This is a genomic window from Actinophytocola sp., from assembly GCF_049647105.1.
In the GTDB taxonomy this organism is placed as follows: domain Bacteria; phylum Actinomycetota; class Actinomycetes; order Mycobacteriales; family Pseudonocardiaceae; genus Actinophytocola.
This window is the reverse complement of sequence record NZ_JBARWZ010000261.1, coordinates 12,246-29,568: the sequence shown is the minus strand read 5'-3', so window position 1 is coordinate 29,568 and position 17,323 is coordinate 12,246. Positions and strand designations below refer to the sequence as shown.

The following is a 17,323-nucleotide window of genomic DNA, read 5'->3' as shown; positions in this document are numbered from 1 at the left end:
GCAGACCCGGCGCCGCCCGGTACGACGCCCGGATCCCAGAGTCGCAGCTCAAGAGCTTCGACAACGTCATCCTCCTCTGCGCGCAGCACCACGACGCGGTGGATGGACCGGCTACACGCGAGAAGTACCCGGTGGAGATGCTGCAGCGATGGAAACGGGATCGCGAGGATCTGGAATCTCTGCCACCCGGCGCGCTAGATGAAATCGACGACGCGAGCTTGCTGACGCAGATGACCGCGGCAGTGAACGACACCCGCGGGGAAATCCTTCAAGCACTGACCAAGGTCCCCCGCGATATCGCCGGTCTTCTACGCTCAATGGTCGACGACAGCTTCACTAGGCCCCCCCATCGACACCGAGACCGTCTACGTGTTGGAATCGGCGGCACGGATGCTTGTACACCTCCAAGAGACTGCGCCCCGGCTCGAGGGTGCAGCACGCGCTCTGAGTGTCGACAGTGACGGTCTCAGCAGGTTGGACTACCTGCTCAATCGATTGTCTGGGCTCACTGACCAGACATCACGAACCGTCCACGACTGGGAGATCGCCACCAGCGCAGCGCCGGACAGTTCGACGTGGACGTCTTCCCTCGACCGCGCCATCGACCGGCTCGACACCCGGATCGCCACCCTGCAGAACTACGAGCCACCACATCTGATCCTCGATCGGCAAGACTTCTGGTGGGCTGTCCGCAAGGGGCTTGGTTGGGGGGCGCTCGCGGGTGCCGTTCTCGCCGCGATCGTCACCGCATGGATAACCGTGTGGATCCTGCAACGTACCTAGGGTGAATCCCATGTGGTAGGCACCCATCTGGGTAAGACGCACGCACTCTTTCAGCTTAGGTGTTCCTCGGCACGGCACCCGCGACTGGGCATGCCGTCCCGCAGCCGGCGGCATGGCGTGCGGCGGGAGTTAAGTCATTCTGGTTGTCGCGTCCCCCGAGGCGGAGCTGGTGACTCGGGTACCGGCCGGCTTGGTGCGGACCCGGCCGATGGGGTCGCCTTCAGGGAGAGAGATACACGCTCTCGCTCAGTGTCGACGTCCAGCACCAATACGGTAACCGTATCGCCGACACTGAGAACCTCGGACGGGTGCTGAACTCGGTGAGCGGCGAGCTGCGAGATGTGGATCAATCCGTCGACTTCTCCCAGGTCGACGAAGGCGCCAAAGGTGGTCAGAGTTTTCACAGCCCCCGAGACCATCTGACCCGCAGTGAGCTTGCGGAGCGCAGTTCTGCGGCGTTCCGCCTGTGACGGTTCCGCTGACCGACGGCGCTCCCGCGGCGCGACGGGACCCGGCGCAGTCGTCCCTTGGTCCGCCCAGGTAGCGCCAGCGCCGACCAGGTCACGGTACTTGGCGGGCAGGGTACCGACTACTTCGGTCGCGAGCGCGCACGCCTCGGAAAGATACTTGTCGTAGGCGCGGTCGGCGAGTACCTGGTCCTGGACGAGGTCGCCGTGGTGTTGGCTGTATATACGTGACGGCTCTCCGCGGAACGACAACCAGTTGAAGCTGGTCGTGATGTAGTAGGAGTCGCTGACGAGCACCTTCGCCCGGGTGTAGTCGACCCGTATGATGCCGAGACGGTTGGCACGGCGGGCGGCTGCGTGCAGGGCGTCGAGGGCGTCTCGGTCGGTCCCATCGTTGTCGTCGAGGCACCACACGATCGTCACGTCGACGGTACCGGACAGACTTTCGATTCTGCGGATCCACCGGTCGTTCGCGACGGTTGTTCGGATCCGCGGACTACTGATGAAAAGACGGCGTTGCGAGTTCGCCACGGCGTCGGCAAGCCACTGCGGATGCTCGTAAACACCCAACCAGCGGATCGCAGCTCGTTCAAGGGCACCGGTCTCGTCCTCATCGGCCGCGTGCTCTCCAGAGATCTGGAGCGCAACGACGTCATCCTTGCCCAGACGAGCGCCGGGATCGGTGACGGGTTCGTGTGGATCTTCCACCGGCGCCGCCGACAAACGCAGGCGTTCGACGGCGTCGATCGCCTCCAGCGCCGCCGCGTGCGGCTCACTCCACGTGCCATCGACGTCGACGCCGAGGCGCAGCGTGTTCGACTCGTCATCCTCGAACACCAGAAGGATGGCGTCACGGTAGAAGTTCCGGTTTTCGGTGACTCCGCTGACGCCGAGGATGCGCACTCCGTCGCGGGTGCGCGGGTCCAGGGTTCTGGTGAGGGCAGAAATACTGAGATCGGTGGTTCGCACAGACATGCTGCTCGCGGGCGGCATCAGGATACGCCCGGGATCAGACTTCGCGTGGCTGGAACGGCGCAAGGAGTTGCGCCGCCAGTCCGTCACGGTCCCGGTGAGGCGGTCATAAACCACCGGGATAGTGGTGGACATCGGACGGCGCAACTGAGCGTCGCGAGCGGCCTCTAGGCCGGCAGGCAGAAGCTGCAGATGTCGTGCACCACCCTGAGCGGGTGGCTGGTAGGTAACGTACTCGGCGAGGAGCAGACCTGCGACGGCCCGTCCGGTGTCGCCCTCGCTCAGGCCGAGGAACAGCTGCAGATCGTCGACGGTGTCAATGCCGTTGAGCAAGGCACGAAGTGTGTACTTCTGTGCGGCTTCGAGATCTTCGGACTGCTCGATCAGCACATCGACTGTCAGTGCGGAGGCAGGAAGCGCGCACGGCTCCGCGGCCAGCAGGGTGTGCCCGGGAAGCGCGTGAGCATGGCGACGCGCGGCATCAGCGAGGATATCGCGACTCACAGGTACTGCACCCTTCCACTGGCGGTCGAGGTGATGTGGGAAAGCACCCTCTTGAGTGGCCCTTCTCGGCTGCTGCAGAATTCGGAGTCGCCGACGATCCAGAGGAGTTCGCGTGCCCGGGACAAGGCAACATTGACGCGTTCCTGGCCGCGGTCGGCGAGGAAGCCCAGTTCACCTGTGAGGTTGCTGCGGGTGACCGAGAAGATGACCACGTCGGCCTCGCGGCCCTGGACGGCGTCTACGGTCTTGACCTGGACAGCGACACGTCGCAGATTGAGACGTCTAAGTGCACGTTCGATCTCGGTGCATTGGCGCCGATATCCGCTGAGAACCAGCACCTCCAGTTTGCCGCCATCAACTCGGGCGTACTTGCCAGCCCCGGTATCTGCGTCGAGGCGTTCGACGAGTTCGGCGACCTTCTCAGCCTCGAGCTTGTTCGACTGGCTCGCGCTGCCTGGATGTCGGGCGCTCTCGCGGCGATTGGTGCGGCGACTGGTGGAGAACCACACCAGGCGGTCGCCGTCATCGACGGTGTTGGGATCGAAAACCGGCACGGGGTCGTGAACAAGCGTGCCCTCGTAGAAGGTGTGCGAGATCAGCTCGCCGATTGGTTCGGCCATGCGGTGCTGAGTGACCAGGCTGGTCATGCATGGCTCGGGTGCCTCCCCGAGCAGGATGCCAAATAGTGACGATGTCAGGAACATCTTGTCGAGATCGAAGCTGTCGACGAGGTCCCGATGCTCGAAGACCTCCTCCACCATCGGCGGCAGTTGCTTAGTGTCGCCGACCATCACCCACCGCTTGGCGCGGGTCATCGGCACCAACAGCTCGGGGGCGGTCGCGCGGGACGCTTCATCGATAATGCAGAGATCGAACTGCATGTTCTGAATGTGGGGATTGGCGAGGAACCCCATGCAGGTGCCGGCGACCACACTTTGGGTAGGCAAGAACATAGGCTCGGCGGCCCGCGGATCGTTCAGGCTGGCCAGCCAGTCACCCTGGGTCCGGACCAGTTCACGGAGCCGCATGCCGGCGCCGTGCCCTTCCAGGAGGCTCGACACGAGCTGCTCCAATTCGCCTTCATCGAGGTCCTCCGGCACGGCGACCTCAAGGTCCTCCGCAGAGGCTCGCACCCCATTCGCAGCGGTGTCGGCCCGGTCGGCTGCCCGCAGATAATCAGCCAGCAGTTCGGCGCGGTCCTCGGGCAGGTCCTCGTTGTCGAGACGGTCGTTGTCATCGAGCGGACCAAGGATTTCGGCAGTTTCGTTCCTCTGCCGCAGGGTCGCCAGGGCTTCCTCGGCGCGAAGTGCCAGGGAGAGATGGTCGATATGTACGCCCTCGCGTTCGGCCAAACTTGCCAGGCCGGTGCGGGCGCGGACTCGGATCTCGTCGGCCCAAGATGCCAGTTTGTTGGACAACAAGAGATGACTGGCGTCCGGGTCGACATTGTCGTCCCGGCTCGACAGGCGCACCACTGATGTCACCCCGGAGCGGTACAGACGGGTGATGGCGTTATCGATCGCGACGTGCATCTGGCTGACGAGCAGCACCTTGTCGCCGGGGCGCGCGGTGAGGTACTGGTGGACGAGTTCGCAGATGAACGACGTCTTTCCCGTGCCGGGCGGGCCTTGGACAAGGAAGAGGTCTTGCGACCCGAGCGCCTTCGATACAGCCACTTTTTTGTCATCGTCGAAATCCGGCCGCAGCGGCTGAAACGCCACGGGTTCCGGCGGGTGCGCCACCGACGGGTCCAACACCAGCTCGCGGAGGTGGGGCCGCGCTGCGCTGCCGTCTCGGAGGGCAGCGAGCGCACTCTTCTGGCGGCGGATCGCAGCCTGTGACGGGGTGCGATCGCGGACCAGCATTCCGCTGTCGGGCAGGTCGGTTCCTGGCCCGGTTGCCTGGACCGTCACGTCCGTGGCGTCGACGTCGACGATCGTCACGGCGACGCCACGATTGGTAGGCTCGTCCGCCGGCCGGGCCATGCGCTGTTGGTCCAGGAAGGAGCCGGTCAGCGGGACTGCCGTTTCCAGGGCGAACTGGGTACCGGAGCGGCTGACACGAGTGTAGGTGACGGGTTCCTCCAGCCGTTTCTCCAGCAGTTCCTTCGCCTCGATCAACCGTGACCAGTTGGCGAGTCGCGCCTGCTTGAAGCGATCGCTGAAGCGATCGCCTGAGTCCTGAACCGCCTTCTCGAGCAGGAGGCGAAGCTCCACGGCCGCCGCCGCGGACCTCTGCGGGTTAGCCGGCCGCAGCGCCGACCAAGTGAAGTCCCGCCCATCCAGCGTGACCGTGTCCTCGTCCTGACGCCACCGCTCCAGCTCTTCGAAGTCCTTGATCTCGGCCCGATTGCAATGCAATCGATTACCGTTCTTGAATACGAGGACCAGTTCGATCTGGTCACCGACGAGGCGGAATTCTTCGGCGGTTAGCGTCACGCGACCCCCACCAGTACTCCTCAAGCGAGGCAGCACATGGGTTGCCGAGCCCAGCCGCGCCGCGATGACTGCCTCGGCGGAGCGGCCATCGCCCGCCGCCTCCAGCGATCGGCGGGCCGAACCGGAAAGCTCGAACGACAGAACCTTCTCGTTGTGCCAGTTGCTGCTGCGAGCCGCCTGAATAGCCTGTAGCTCGAGATGGAATACCTGCCCGTCCGCTGACCGGTTTGCCGGGTCAGGGTCAAGGGCCCGCCGCAGCAGCGACAGGACAGCAGGCGGGACGTCGGCCTCGTCGAGCGCCCGTGCGATGTCCGGGTAATCCCGCAGCTCCCAGCCGGTGACGCACTGAAGGAGCGTCGCGGCCAGACTGTAGACGTCGAATCTGGTCGAGCCGCGCGACGCAAGGTCCGGGGGCGCCCAAGGGGCGCTAGTCATCCCTGCGACTGTCGCGTCGGTTGCACCCGCGAGCTGATCCTTGATCTTGCTGAGAGCGAAGTCGGCGAGCAGCGGTTTCTCGCCGTCCCAGAGTACATTGCCGGGCTTGATGTCACGGTGGAGAACTGCCATCGAATGGGAGTGCGCCAGAGCCGATGCAAGTGGCAGGGCGATTACCTCGGCGACATCGTCCCAGCCCGGAGGTTCGGTGACAGTAGCCAGGTAAAGTTTGAGCGATATTGGGACCCAGTCGAGCACGACGTAGTACATGCCTGCGTCGTGGTCGGTCCCACTGTCCAGAAGCGACACGATGTTCGGGTGATCCAGCTTGTGATGCGCTGCGGTCTCCCGCTCGAAGTAGATGCGGTAGATCTCGTCGGACGTAGCTGGCACGACCTTGACAGCCACGAGCCGGCCACCCTGATGGAGGTCGGCCGCCTGGAAGACCTCCGCTTGACCGCCGACGTGACGGGTGTTCGCGATCTCGGCGTACCGGCTGGCGATCAGACGCGTCATCCACGTCCCTTCTAGGCGCAATATGGTTCGTACGGAGCAGCTGATCAGGATACCCGACCACGGCGCCGACTCAGGGACGCATGTCGTAGGGCTGACCGGCCGCCCAGCATCACCATCAGGCGGTGTCCAACTGGGCTACGATCGAGACACTGGGCTGGTCGGCGGGCGCTCACCTGCACGTCGCGCTCATCAGCGGGTCCATTGTGGCTCACCACGACGACGCCGACGTGTTCGCGATGGGCCCAAACCCCTACCGCGCCCTCCCAGCCACCGTGCGCCATCAGGGCCGGCATACACGCCCGCGACCTCGTTCTTATGGTCGCCGACCCCAACCACGACGTCCTCGTCGTACACCCGCTCACTGCGCTCGACACGAGCGATCACCTATCACGCCGCGTGCCGTGACAATCCCGCCGACATCCAGGACGCCTTGATTCTGGCGTCGTGAGCCCGGCTGTCGGAGCTGTCTAGGATCCGGAAGCCCGGCCACGTCCCCAGGAAAGTGCCGGTGCCGCGTTGCAGTGGCGTCGCCGTAGCCGCACGTCTGGGTTTCTCGCAAGCTCTGTCTAGGGCTGGTTGTTGGCGGTCAAGGCTGGTCCTAGCACCGCGGTTCGGATGGCATCCCAGTCTTTGGCCCTCCACCAATCGAACAGGTCGAGGGTGCCGACGACCGGCACTGTGAGCGTGTTGACGAACTCCGGGCGCCCATAGATCTGGCGGGGCCGCTGGCCGGGTGGCAGTTTGTGCTGATGGTTGACGATCAGCGTGCCACCGTCGACTGGAAAGTTGGGCTGGAGTTCACCCCAAGTGTCCAGGTGTCGCCGCAGGTCGCCGACTAGCGCTTCCTTGGCGTTGCCCCGTTCGGACTTCACCTCGACCAGGCGAAGATATGGACCGAAGGTCACCAGAAGATCGGCCGACTTGGTGGCGCCCAGCTTGGCGTCGACGTCGTCAACGGCGAACCCTGCGGCGGACAGTGCTTCGGCGACCGCGTCGACCAGAATCGGGCCGGTGCCGAACAGCAGTCCGTTCCGGATGGGATCCGCGACGGCTTGGGCGTTGGCCAGGTTTTGTTCCATCAGTGCCTTATCCCGAGCGTACCGAATCCCCAGATCGGCGAGTGCGACGCGGGCTTCGGTCTCGGCCGTCGTCTCCAGGTCAGGGTCGACTGCGGAAGTCAGTCGGTGACGCCGAGGCGCATCGGGAACGTAGGCGGGGACGGCGTGGAGGACCAGCCAGTCGATCACCGTGTCCCAGTCGGTGCCGTCCGGCACGATGTACCAGCGCTGACGTTCGTCCGGGGAAACCCACACTGCGACGACGGGGGCGCCCAACGAGTCGTGCAGGATCGGATGCAACTCCCCTACCGGCTCGGTCACGTACCACCCTCTTCCACCCAGGTGCTTGCCGGCGCCTCGGCGTTCCAGCTTCCACCACGTGTCGGGTGGACGGTTGAGTAGCCGCAACCCCAGATCCCGCTCTGCGGCGTTCAACCCGTCAGCGAGTACCGGGCGGGCTCCCCGCGGCAACCGGTAGCCGGCGATGGTGGTCTCGTGGTCCAGCAGGTCGATCGAGGCGTCGTAGTCCACGAACACATTGCGCCTGATCTCGCCGACGTTTCCCATCACATCGACGAGCAGCACGGTTTCCCCTCGTCCGGCCGAACCCGCGATAAGGCGCTGGAGTTCGCTCGCACCACGGGAGGAGCAGGGTGTCAGCGCGGCCACACAGTCCGACGTCTCGTACTCCAACCACCGCGGCTCGACCTCGTACTGTGTCCAGTCGATCTCATGAAGCGACGGCTGCCTGACAGCTTCCGCCGACTCCACTTCGTAACTGGTCAGTGATGACGACGGGTCGATGGTCGAGCGTGGCGGCAGAGAGTTCCGCGGTTGGCCGATATGCACCGGTAACTGGGCCTGCATCGGACAATGCTACTCGCGACGGACGTTCTCATCGTGGTCGGCCTCGCCGCGGTGCAGTCCTCATAGCCTCGGGCATATCGCGGGCCGATGCCCGTAACAGCGTTCCTAAACTAGTCCTCCGTTCACGGCTCGCCGTGGCGGCCACGAGCCGTGCCGCTCCCGTCTCCGATTCGTTTCGTGTACGGTCAAAGTGTCCTCCCCTGACGCCTCGGGGAGGCACTGTGCTGTTGCGACAGAATCGTCGACTACGGGCGCTGCGGATATACAACTGGTCCTTGCCTGCGCTGGCGGCTCGGCTGCCGGATGGCAGGAACGTGAAGGTCTGCCCATCAGCTGGTGTCTGCGCGTCAGTCTGTTACGCGCGCTCTACGCGGAATTGCATCGAACGAAAGCCATCCGCAGTACCCGAGCTGCGACGTTGGGACTTCACTGCCAACCTACTACATCACCGACTCAACGTCCCCACCTGCAGATTTGCTTTCGACCTTCCATCTGATGCAAGATTCTTCCAGAGAACGGAAGGTGAGCATTGTGGACAGTCGGGGCGAGCCGCCGCCCGGCTCGGCGCGGTCGGAGCTGGCTGGCGGCGTTCTGCTGCTGCACCCCGAGGACGCGGTGCTGAACGCGATGCTGGCCGGCTGGGAGAAGCAGCAACGGGGCGGGCGACAGCTGCGGCAGGAAACGATCGACAGCCGCCAGAGCGTGGTTCGCCGGTTCGTCAAGTACACCAACGAGTACCCGTGGCAATGGACCGCAGTTCACATGGACGAGTGGACGGCGGAACTGGTGATGGAGCAGGCGCTGGCGGAGTCGACGCTGCGCAACTACCAGGGCGCGATCCGCATGTTCTGCGACTACATCACCTCGCCCCACTACGATTGGGCCCGCGAGTGCGAAGCGCGATTCGGCACGCATCCGGTGCAGATCGTGCACGAGTGGAACACCGCCGCGCACCTGGTGGACTACGAGGGCGGGCCAGGTCGCCGGCCATTGACTCGCGAGGAATGCCAGGCGTTGTTCGACTACGCCGACGACCAGGTCGAGAGGGCGGTGCGGCTCGGCCGCAAGGGTGCGCTGACCGCGTACCGCGATGCCACGGTCCTGAAAGTCCTTTATGGATGGGGGACTGCGCGTCACCGAGGCCAGCAAGCTGGAACGGGTCGACTGGTACCGCAATCCGAAGGCTCCGGAACTGGGCAAGTTCGGGATGCTCAACGTGCGCTGGGGCAAGCGATCCCGAGGATCGCCGCCGAAGCGGCGGATGGTGGCCTCCACCATGCCGTGGGCCGTGGAGGCCGTCGAGGACTACCTGGCCCACGTCCGGCCGCGATTCGGACTGCCGGATCATCCGGCGATGTGGGTGACTGAGCGCGGCGGCCGGCTGCGACCTCGCGAGATCGAAGAGCGTTTCGCGCTCTACCGCGACGCGTTGGGGATGGACTCGGATCTGGTACCGCATTCGTTGCGGCACAGTCATGTCACGCATCTGATCGAGGACGGGGCGGACCCGAAGTTCGTCCAGGAACAGGTTGGGCACCGGTTCGCCAGCACGACGGCGATCTACACCGGAGTGTCCGGGGACTTCATGAACACGATGCTGCGTCGGCATCTGGACCGCGGCCTGACCACCGACTGAAGGAGGAGCGGCGTGACCGCCAAGCTCGACTACACCTGGAACCTGCGGGAGATCATGGCCGCCCGCGGCATGTTCAACACCACCGACATCCGGCCGCACCTGGCAGAACGCGGCATCACGTTGTCACCGACCCAGATCTGGCGGCTGGTCACCGAAAAGCCCGAACGGTTGAGCTTGAAGGTTCTGGTCGCGCTGATGGACATCCTGGACTGCCGGATGGACGAACTGATCGTGCCAACCGCCACCACACGCCGCGCCAAAGCCGTCGGAGGCAACGCCGACCCCGGCTCCGAGCCGAACAGCGGCCTTGGAGGTCTGCGGCCCAAACGAGCGAGGGTCACCGATTCATGACGCACGCGACAGCCGCCCCCGAGCAGGTCATCGCCGCGCTCGTCGCCAGGATCGACCCCACCGCCGACCAGGACCACCTTGCTGCGCTCATCCGCAAAGTCGTTCCCTACCAACGAAACCGCAGCAAGGTAGCCGATCGGCTGGTCGACCGGCCGGACCTGCTCACCGGCGCCGGAGCGCAGGGCTCGGCGACCATCGTCGCGCTCATCGCGGAACTGCGCACGCGCGGCGTCGATGGCATCGTCGCCCCGCCCTGCCCGTTCTGCGACCGCGTCGTTCGCCTTTCCCACGGCCGAGACGGGCTGCGCTGCTGCAAGAGCTGCTGGAAGCAGGTTCACGCCAAGCCCTGCGCCCGTTGCGCACAGGTCACCACCATGGTCCGGCGCACCGACGGCGGCGAGTCGCTGTGCAGCAGGTGCGCCCGAGTCGAACCATCGCTCCACGAAAAATGCAGCGGCTGCGGCCGGCTCACCCTCCCCGCCCGCCGCGACGGCGACATGGTCCTCTGCAAGAACTGTTCCCAGCCGCCGACCGCCACCTGCTCATCGTGCGGACGCGTCAAGCCGTGCCTGCAGGCCGACACCGCGGCCCCGCCGTGCAAGAACTGCGCCGACAAACTGCGCGCAGAACCCTGCTCGGCATGCGGACACAGCCGCGTGGTCAACCGCCGCGCCCCTGACGGCAAGCCACTGTGCAAAGAATGCGGATCACGAGGCAACTGCGCGGGATGCCGCCGCGTTCGGCCGCTGCGCAGCAGTGGCCTGTGCCAGACCTGCCACAAGCACGACACCGCGACCCGACTCGCCTGTGACCGTTGCGGTGCCATGGGATCGCAGCACCGCCTCGGAATCTGTGTTGCCTGCGCCTGGCCGGAAGAAATTCGCAGACTCCTCACCGGCCCCAACGGCACCGTTCGCCCTGACATCGAACCGGTCGCGGCGGCCCTGGCCGCCACCGACCCAGCGACCGGGCTCAACTGGACCGCCCGCAGGCGCACACAGAACATGCTCGCAGGTTTCGCCGCCGCTTCCGGCCCTGTGACGCACACGCAACTGGACGAACTGACGCCCGCCACAGCGGTGGCGCACCTTCGGGCGGTCCTGGTCGACGCCGGGGTACTGCCTGCACGCGACGAACGACTGACCAGCCTGGAACGCTCCGCCGAACGCCGTGTCGCCCGAGTCAAGGACCCGACAAGCCGCAAGATCCTCCGAAGCCACCGCATCGACCATGGCTACGCGGTCCACCTCGGGGGCCGCATCAATCCGTGCTGGGTGTTCTTCGCCGATCTCGAGCCCGCGCTGGCCTTCGGTCGCGCCGGCCGGATGTCCAGCGTCGACATCCGCAGCTACGGAGTCATGGCCGCCGCTCGTGAACTCCGGTACGACGACAGTCGGGGCGGGGACGTCCACACGCTCTACGTCACGGGGAACAACCTGGATCGCGGCCCCGACGAACGCCAGGCGCTGCAACGATGGCTGGCCGGCGTCAACCCGGACTCCTCCCACTTCCGCCCGGCGTGAGGACCACACCAGCCCGTCACCAACTATCTGCTCAGCGTGGTCGAGGAGGCTTGTCAGGACGTGCCGTCGGCGTTGAGGCCGAAGGTGATCTTGTGGGCGTCGCCGTGGCTGAAGGTTGTAACGACTTGGCGTGGTAGATGGCGGTCCTTGCGTTGGCGCTGCTCGAGTACGGGTGCGCACTCTCGGGCGAGGAGATCGACCGAGAGCATGGGGAACGGGCAGTCCGGAACACCGTCGCCGAGGATTGTCAATCCGCGATCCGCATGCGCCTGCTCGCACACGGGAGGCGTGCTCGCTGATCACTGTTCTCCTAATCGCCGAACGCACCGGAACCCCACCGTGCACCGGAATACGTCCGACCTCGCTTACGCTGGAATATCCGAACATCCCATGCCTCACCGCCGTGAACAAGAGCCCTGGAAACTTCACGAGCGACCCGTGCTCGCCGGCCAAGGGCAGACGCGGTCGCCGCGTGCCCTTGGCGGCACGGGCGGCAGGTCAGCGACTGCGCAGATCAGCCGTGTACCGCACGAGCAGCGAATATCTCTCCCCGGCTCGAATCGGACGAACGCCGTGGAGATAGTCCCTGGTCGCGGGGAAGGAGACCAACGTTCCTGACGGCGGGCGCACTTCGAGTTCTACCGGGTGTTCGAAGTACAGTTCGCCACCCACGTATTTATCAGGGTCGTTAAGGAACAGCAGTGCAGTAACGTTCCCACCGATTACTGGTTGTCCGCTTTGTTGCGCCCGACAGACTTCGATGTCGGTCACCTCGTCATGATGGACGTCGAAGCCTACCCCTTTCATATATCGGTAGATTAGCGTCGGTTGACCAGGAATCGGACGGGTGGCGGTATTGTAATATCGCTCCATATGTCCGACTATGCTGGCATCTACGGTTTCCGCGAGGGGCTCTGGCACCTTGACGTAATCGCAGTTGCGGACGTCGTGATCGATCACGCCTTGATAGCTGCGTGGAACGGAGGCTTGAGCGGCGAAGCTGTGAAGCAGTTCCTGACATAGGTCCGAGTCAATGACTCGCTCAATGATTAGTGGTTCAATTGTGGATAGCATTTGTTGCATTCCGGGGGTAGGGAGTCAGCCTTCCCGCCACCAGCGGGTTCCTGCAGCGGTGTCCTCAATCGTGATGCCACGTGCTTTCAGGTCGTTCCTGATCGCGTCTGCTTCAGCGAACTTCTTCTCGCCGCGAAATCTGCGACGCTCGGCCAAGCGTTCCTCGATGGTGGCGTCCTCCACGCTGGTCTCGTCTGGAGCGAAATCGAAGGTGTCGAACAGGGCATCGACCTCGTTGAGGAAGTTGCCAGCGACCCGGCCGGGTTGCTGGCCGCTGCGATTGTGCTCACGGATATAGTCAAACAGAGCGGCAAGTGCCGCGGGGGTGTCGAAATCATCGTCCAGCCGCGCGTAGAACCTGTCACGGGCACGCTCGGTCAGATCTCGCGTGGCCTGGTCGTCATGGTCGGCGTCGATGAGGCGCCAGAAGTTCTCCACGCGCCGACGGGCACCCCGTGCCTGGTCCAGCGTGCTCTCATCGAGTTCCATGGACGACCGGTAGTGCTGGGACAGGAAGGCGTAGCGGAGGGTGCGGTAGTCGGTCTTGGCCAGCGCGTCGCGGATGGTGGTGAAGTTGCCCGCGCTCTTGGCCATCTTGTCGCCGCCGACCCGCAGGAATCCTGTGTGCATCCAGCAGCGGACGAGTGGTGCCCGTCCCGAAGCGGACTCCATCTGCGCGATCTCGGCCTCATGATGCGGGAAGATCAAATCGACCGCACCCCCATGCAGGTCGTACTGCGGACCGAACAGCGCTTCAGTGATCGCGGTGTCCTCGATGTGCCAGCCAGGACGCCCTGGACCAAGTGGGGTGTCCCAGTATGGTTCGCCGGGCTTGCGGGCCTTCCAGAGGGCGAAGTCGCCGGGGTTGCGCTTATGGTCGTTCTCGTCGACCCGGGACAGGGCATCCTCGGGGCGGGTGTCAGTGCGGCCCGACAGCTTGCCGTAGTCGGGAAATGTGGTGAGGTCGAAGTACCAGCCGTCGTCGAGTTGGTAGGCGTGCCCGCGGTCGTTCAGGGCCTGCACCTGGGCGACGATGTCGTCGATGTGGTCGAGTGCGCGCTCGTGGGTATCCACACTGGTGTTGTGTAGCGCGGCCATGTCCTCTAGGTACGCCTGCTCGTACTCCTTCGCGAGTTGCTGTGGCGGGATGCCCAGCTCAGCTGCGCGTCGGATGATCTTGTCGTCAATGTCTGTCAGGTTTTGCGCGTAGGTCACCTGGTAACCGCGTGCCCGTAGGTAGCGGGCGACCAGGTCGAACTGGGTGTAGGTCTTGGCGTGACCGACGTGGCTGAGGTCGTAGACGGTTGGCCCACACACGAACATCCGCACCTTGCCAGGCTCCATCGGGATGAACTGTTCTTTTCGCCTGGTCAGCGTGTTGTAGATGATCATGTCGGGTTCCTCTGCGTTATCCAGGACAACTGGTCAAGAGTGCGTGGTGCTGGGATCGATGGTGGCATGCGCTCGTGTGAGCGCGCCCCGAAGGTCTCAATGTCACGCCAGGTGGGCGCCGGTCGCAGCTGGATCAAGGCCTGATAATCGGACCGCGCATCTGCGGCGGCGGGACCGTCATACACCAGACCGACCGAGTCACAAAACCGCTCCAACTCCTCAACACGACGCACCAGGTCACTCTGCGACAAATCGGTACGAAGTGCCTCGTGTATGCGCTTGAGCGCTTCGGAGTCGACGATCTCGGCGAGTTGCTGAAGCTTCCACTTTCGGTTAGGAATGAAACGGCCTCTCGCCAGGAATACCAGATCGATCACTTCCTCGATCGCCAGGTTGAGGACGTGATGACCTACTGTCGGGCCGCACCGTTTAGCCTGACGCAATGACATCTCACGAATATCCCAGGTGATTCTATTCGCAAGTCTTTGACGTTCAATCAAGAGGGCTTCGCGTGTACGGCTAACCTTATTTCCAACAAGCTTGGCGAATGCCCCGTTTCGGTCAAATACGACCTCAGCTTTACGTGTATATACTTCGCACTTCTCTCCATTCCATGTTGTCCGCGTATCCAACTCGTACTGATAGATGAGTTGGTTGACGTTGACTTCCATGCGACCCCATGGAACATCGACGTAGAAAAGGAACGGGGGAACCCAGTTTGGAATCTTGTCAACAATCAACGCGTACGTATCACGAGGCCTGGGGTGCCATTGAGATGGTTCCAGCGGGATGTCTAGCACAACAGCGATGTCAAAATCCGACTCTTCGTCGAAGGGCGTTTGAACCTGGCCGTTCACTGCGCTGGAAGATAAGATGCAAACGGCCTCGACCTCATCTTGATCGACCATGCCTGCCACGATCGGCGCCATTATCTCCCTGGCTTGCGTAAGCATCTCATTGTCCGGGCTGGGTGTAAGCATGTTGCCCCCATGAGTTCACTGGTCGACGCATCAAGCCGGTACCGAGTGTGTCATCCAAGCCACCGTGTGTCCGCTGAATATTCAGCAGGCTCGGACTCGAGTTCCCTTCGATGATCATAGGAGCACCATCAGCTACGGCGATGTCCCACCCAATGACGGGAGTCTGCGGAAACAGTCCGGCTGCTCGGACAGACAGTTCCAGAACTGCCCTGATACACGTGATCCGCAGGTCTCTGAACGAGATTCCGGTGACGGGATGTGTCGTATATCGGCGCATGCTCGTCGTGCGCGCAACCGGGTCTAGCTGTCCGGTTTCCGGATCTACTCGCACATACAGCCCTCCACCGCAGGCGTTATCTATCGGGCCATCGCCGGTTCCGCTTTTCAGGATGCAGAAGACTGGTTGCCCGAATACGGTAATCACTCGGAGCGTGTTGAGCGAATGTGGGTTAAGTACGGCCAACTCATCGTCCTGCTGAACATAGGACTCGATTAGCCAGGCGTTCCATTCGCGGATGTACTTGTCGAGATCGAAAGTCCTACCGTCGAGATTTGACAATCTGCCGCCAACGAGGCGCAGCACCTGAACGCCATCACCTCCAGCGGTATTTCTGGCTGGCTTGATGACTACCTTCTCGGTTGACGCCACGGCGTCGAGCCGACCTGTAGGAATCAGCTCCCCGCTGGCGGACCAGCAGGCGCTTCCCTCGCCGACGGCGATGAGCGACGGCTGCTCCACGTTGGCCGCAGAGAGGATTCGCTTGCAGGTGACTTTGTCATCAAGGAGCACCGTCCCCGCGTTGACATTTGGGAGTATTCGACTATAGAAGATGGTGTCTGGAACATACGACAGCACCTCATCGATACCGACATCGGTCGTATACAGCTCATAACGCAGGTAGTGGAACGGCAGGCACCGCCATCTAATGGTCGCCGCTGTCATCTCGGTGAGCATCGTCCGCACTGGCTTTCGCTTGGACTCGGCTGCCAGCGACGGGATATACGTTGTGACGCTATTCTTCACTTGATGCGCAACCCAGTAGGGTGCGGTAATGCGCGGAACGGCTATCCGGCGAAACCATTCGCCCAACTCGTTAATTCGTTTGTTGAACTTCACGAAGTAGCGACCTCGATTTTTAGACCTAGCAGATTCAAGGCTTCCTTAATCGTGTCGGCGGCGACGGATGAACTGCCATTGACCGCAGCGTCGACCATCTCAGTCAAGGCGCGGGCGGCGCTGGGAGCGTCCAAGTCGTTGTCCAGAGCTGCTCGGATGCGCGCCAGATGTTGACGCACGTCCCCGCCGGTTGGCTGATTGAGCGCGTACTTGATCCTTTCAACCGTTTGAACGGATGATTGCAGTAGATCGGACTTCCACTCGCCACCGATGCGGTAGTGGTAGTTCATCAACGCGAGTCGGATTGCGGCGGGGTCAGTTTCTTTCACCAAGTCACGGACGAAAACCAGGTTGCCCAGAGATTTGGACATCTTCTCGCCACCTAGGCCCAGCGGAGCTGTGTGCATCCAGTGGCGAACAAACGGAACATCCTTGCGGAGGGTGCGGCTTTGAGCGTTCTCACACTCGTGATGCGGGAAGATCAAGTCGAATCCGCCGCCGTGCACATCGATCGTGGGTCCGAGATGCGCGAACGACATCGCGGAACACTCGATATGCCATCCTGGCCGACCAGGTCCTAGCGTCGTCTCCCACCGGGCAGGGTCGCTCTCGTCCTTGATGCTCTTCCAGAGTAGGAAATCCAGAGGCTGACGCTTGCCCATACGTTCTGGGTCGCCTCCGCGAAGGGTGGTAAATCCGTGCATGAGCCGTTCGCTGTATCCACTGATCTCACCGAAGTCAGGGAACGTGGATATGTCGAAGTAGATATCGCCATCGATCTCATACGTATGGCCGCCCTGTTTTAACTGGCGAACGGAATCAATGATGACATCCATGTGCTCACTCGGGCGTGGCTCCACGTCTGGGTCGACCAGGTTGAGTGCTCGCATGCTGCGACTAAACTCGGCTGACTCGATTCGGGCCAATTCCAGGTAGTGGACACCCAGCTGCGCCGCCTTGACGTACATAGGTTCGTCAACGTCGGTTATGTTTCGGACTAGGCGGACTCGGGTGCCGGTGTCTTCAAGACGGCGTAGAAGTAGGTCATAGGTCAGAAAGGTGAACGCATGGCCCAGATGTGCCGAGTCGTATGGAGTGATGCCGCAGACGTAGATCAGGGCCTCGCTGCCGACTGACAGCGTCGTCGTGTCCTGGGTGGCGGTGTCAAATAGCTTCACGTGCGGCGTCCCTACCCCATGTTGATCATGTG

Annotated in this window: 14 protein-coding genes; 5 read left to right on the top strand and 9 right to left on the bottom strand. The window is 63.2% G+C overall.

Features of this window, described 5'->3' with window-relative positions:
• The first annotated feature begins 474 nt into the window (after positions 1-474).
• Positions 475-783 carry a hypothetical protein gene (locus tag WBA97_RS31200; RefSeq protein WP_424234549.1) on the top strand — a complete coding sequence of 103 codons (309 nt, stop codon included), beginning with the start codon at positions 475-477 and terminating at the stop codon, positions 781-783.
• A 134-nt stretch (positions 784-917) separates the two neighbouring features.
• On the opposite strand, the gene WBA97_RS31195 is transcribed toward WBA97_RS31200, so the two are convergent.
• The 3 genes from WBA97_RS31195 to WBA97_RS31185 all read right to left on the bottom strand — a co-directional run bounded on the left by WBA97_RS31195 (position 918) and on the right by WBA97_RS31185 (position 8,040).
• A complete protein-coding gene (locus WBA97_RS31195; RefSeq protein ID WP_424234548.1) occupies positions 918-2,726 on the bottom strand; it encodes a S1 RNA-binding domain-containing protein in 1,809 nt (602 codons plus the stop codon).
• Positions 2,723-6,115 (bottom strand): AAA domain-containing protein, encoded by a 3,393-nt coding sequence (locus WBA97_RS31190; RefSeq protein WP_424234547.1) that lies wholly within the window; start codon positions 6,113-6,115, stop codon positions 2,723-2,725. Before WBA97_RS31190 ends, WBA97_RS31195 begins: the two co-directional genes overlap by 4 nt.
• Positions 6,116-6,681: 566 nt before the next feature.
• Positions 6,682-8,040 carry a hypothetical protein gene (locus WBA97_RS31185; protein WP_424234546.1) on the bottom strand — a complete coding sequence of 453 codons (1,359 nt, stop codon included), beginning with the start codon at positions 8,038-8,040 and terminating at the stop codon, positions 6,682-6,684.
• A 200-nt stretch (positions 8,041-8,240) separates the two neighbouring features.
• On the opposite strand from WBA97_RS31185, the gene WBA97_RS31180 reads away from it, so the two are divergent.
• Genes WBA97_RS31180 through WBA97_RS31165 form a run of 4 tightly spaced genes read left to right on the top strand, consistent with a single transcriptional unit; the run spans position 8,241 to position 11,550 of the window.
• Entirely contained in the window at positions 8,241-9,404 is a 1,164-nt protein-coding gene (locus WBA97_RS31180) for a GP88 family protein (protein ID WP_424234620.1), read from the top strand.
• The gene (locus tag WBA97_RS31175; protein ID WP_424234545.1) at positions 9,302-9,676 is read left to right on the top strand and encodes a site-specific integrase; all 375 of its coding nucleotides are present in this window, start codon (positions 9,302-9,304) and stop codon (positions 9,674-9,676) included. The genes WBA97_RS31180 and WBA97_RS31175 overlap by 103 nt, the downstream gene beginning before the upstream one ends.
• Before the next feature lie 12 nt (positions 9,677-9,688).
• Entirely contained in the window at positions 9,689-10,027 is a 339-nt protein-coding gene (locus WBA97_RS31170; RefSeq protein ID WP_424234544.1) for a helix-turn-helix domain-containing protein, read from the top strand.
• On the top strand, positions 10,024-11,550 hold the full coding sequence (locus WBA97_RS31165; protein ID WP_424234543.1) for a hypothetical protein: 1,527 nt from the start codon (positions 10,024-10,026) through the stop codon (positions 11,548-11,550). The genes WBA97_RS31170 and WBA97_RS31165 overlap by 4 nt, the downstream gene beginning before the upstream one ends.
• Before the next feature lie 53 nt (positions 11,551-11,603).
• On the opposite strand, the gene WBA97_RS31160 is transcribed toward WBA97_RS31165, so the two are convergent.
• The 6 genes from WBA97_RS31160 to WBA97_RS31135 form a co-directional block, all read right to left on the bottom strand.
• A complete protein-coding gene (locus tag WBA97_RS31160) occupies positions 11,604-11,831 on the bottom strand; it encodes a hypothetical protein (RefSeq protein WP_424234542.1) in 228 nt (75 codons plus the stop codon).
• Positions 11,832-12,048: 217 nt separating this feature from the next.
• Positions 12,049-12,510, bottom strand: a complete 462-nt coding sequence (locus tag WBA97_RS31155) for a 2OG-Fe(II) oxygenase (RefSeq protein ID WP_424234541.1) — start codon at positions 12,508-12,510, stop codon at positions 12,049-12,051.
• Between the two features lie 138 nt (positions 12,511-12,648).
• On the bottom strand, positions 12,649-14,016 hold the full coding sequence (gene cysS / locus WBA97_RS31150; protein ID WP_424234540.1) for a cysteine--tRNA ligase: 1,368 nt from the start codon (positions 14,014-14,016) through the stop codon (positions 12,649-12,651).
• On the bottom strand, positions 14,013-14,945 hold the full coding sequence (locus WBA97_RS31145) for a hypothetical protein (RefSeq protein ID WP_424234539.1): 933 nt from the start codon (positions 14,943-14,945) through the stop codon (positions 14,013-14,015). The genes cysS and WBA97_RS31145 overlap by 4 nt, the downstream gene beginning before the upstream one ends.
• A 25-nt stretch (positions 14,946-14,970) precedes the next feature.
• Positions 14,971-16,113 (bottom strand): sugar-transfer associated ATP-grasp domain-containing protein, encoded by a 1,143-nt coding sequence (locus WBA97_RS31140; RefSeq protein WP_424234538.1) that lies wholly within the window; start codon positions 16,111-16,113, stop codon positions 14,971-14,973.
• Complete coding sequence (locus WBA97_RS31135) at positions 16,110-17,291, bottom strand: class I tRNA ligase family protein (protein ID WP_424234537.1); 1,182 nt, start codon at positions 17,289-17,291, stop codon at positions 16,110-16,112. The genes WBA97_RS31140 and WBA97_RS31135 overlap by 4 nt, the downstream gene beginning before the upstream one ends.
• Positions 17,292-17,323 lie beyond the last annotated feature (32 nt).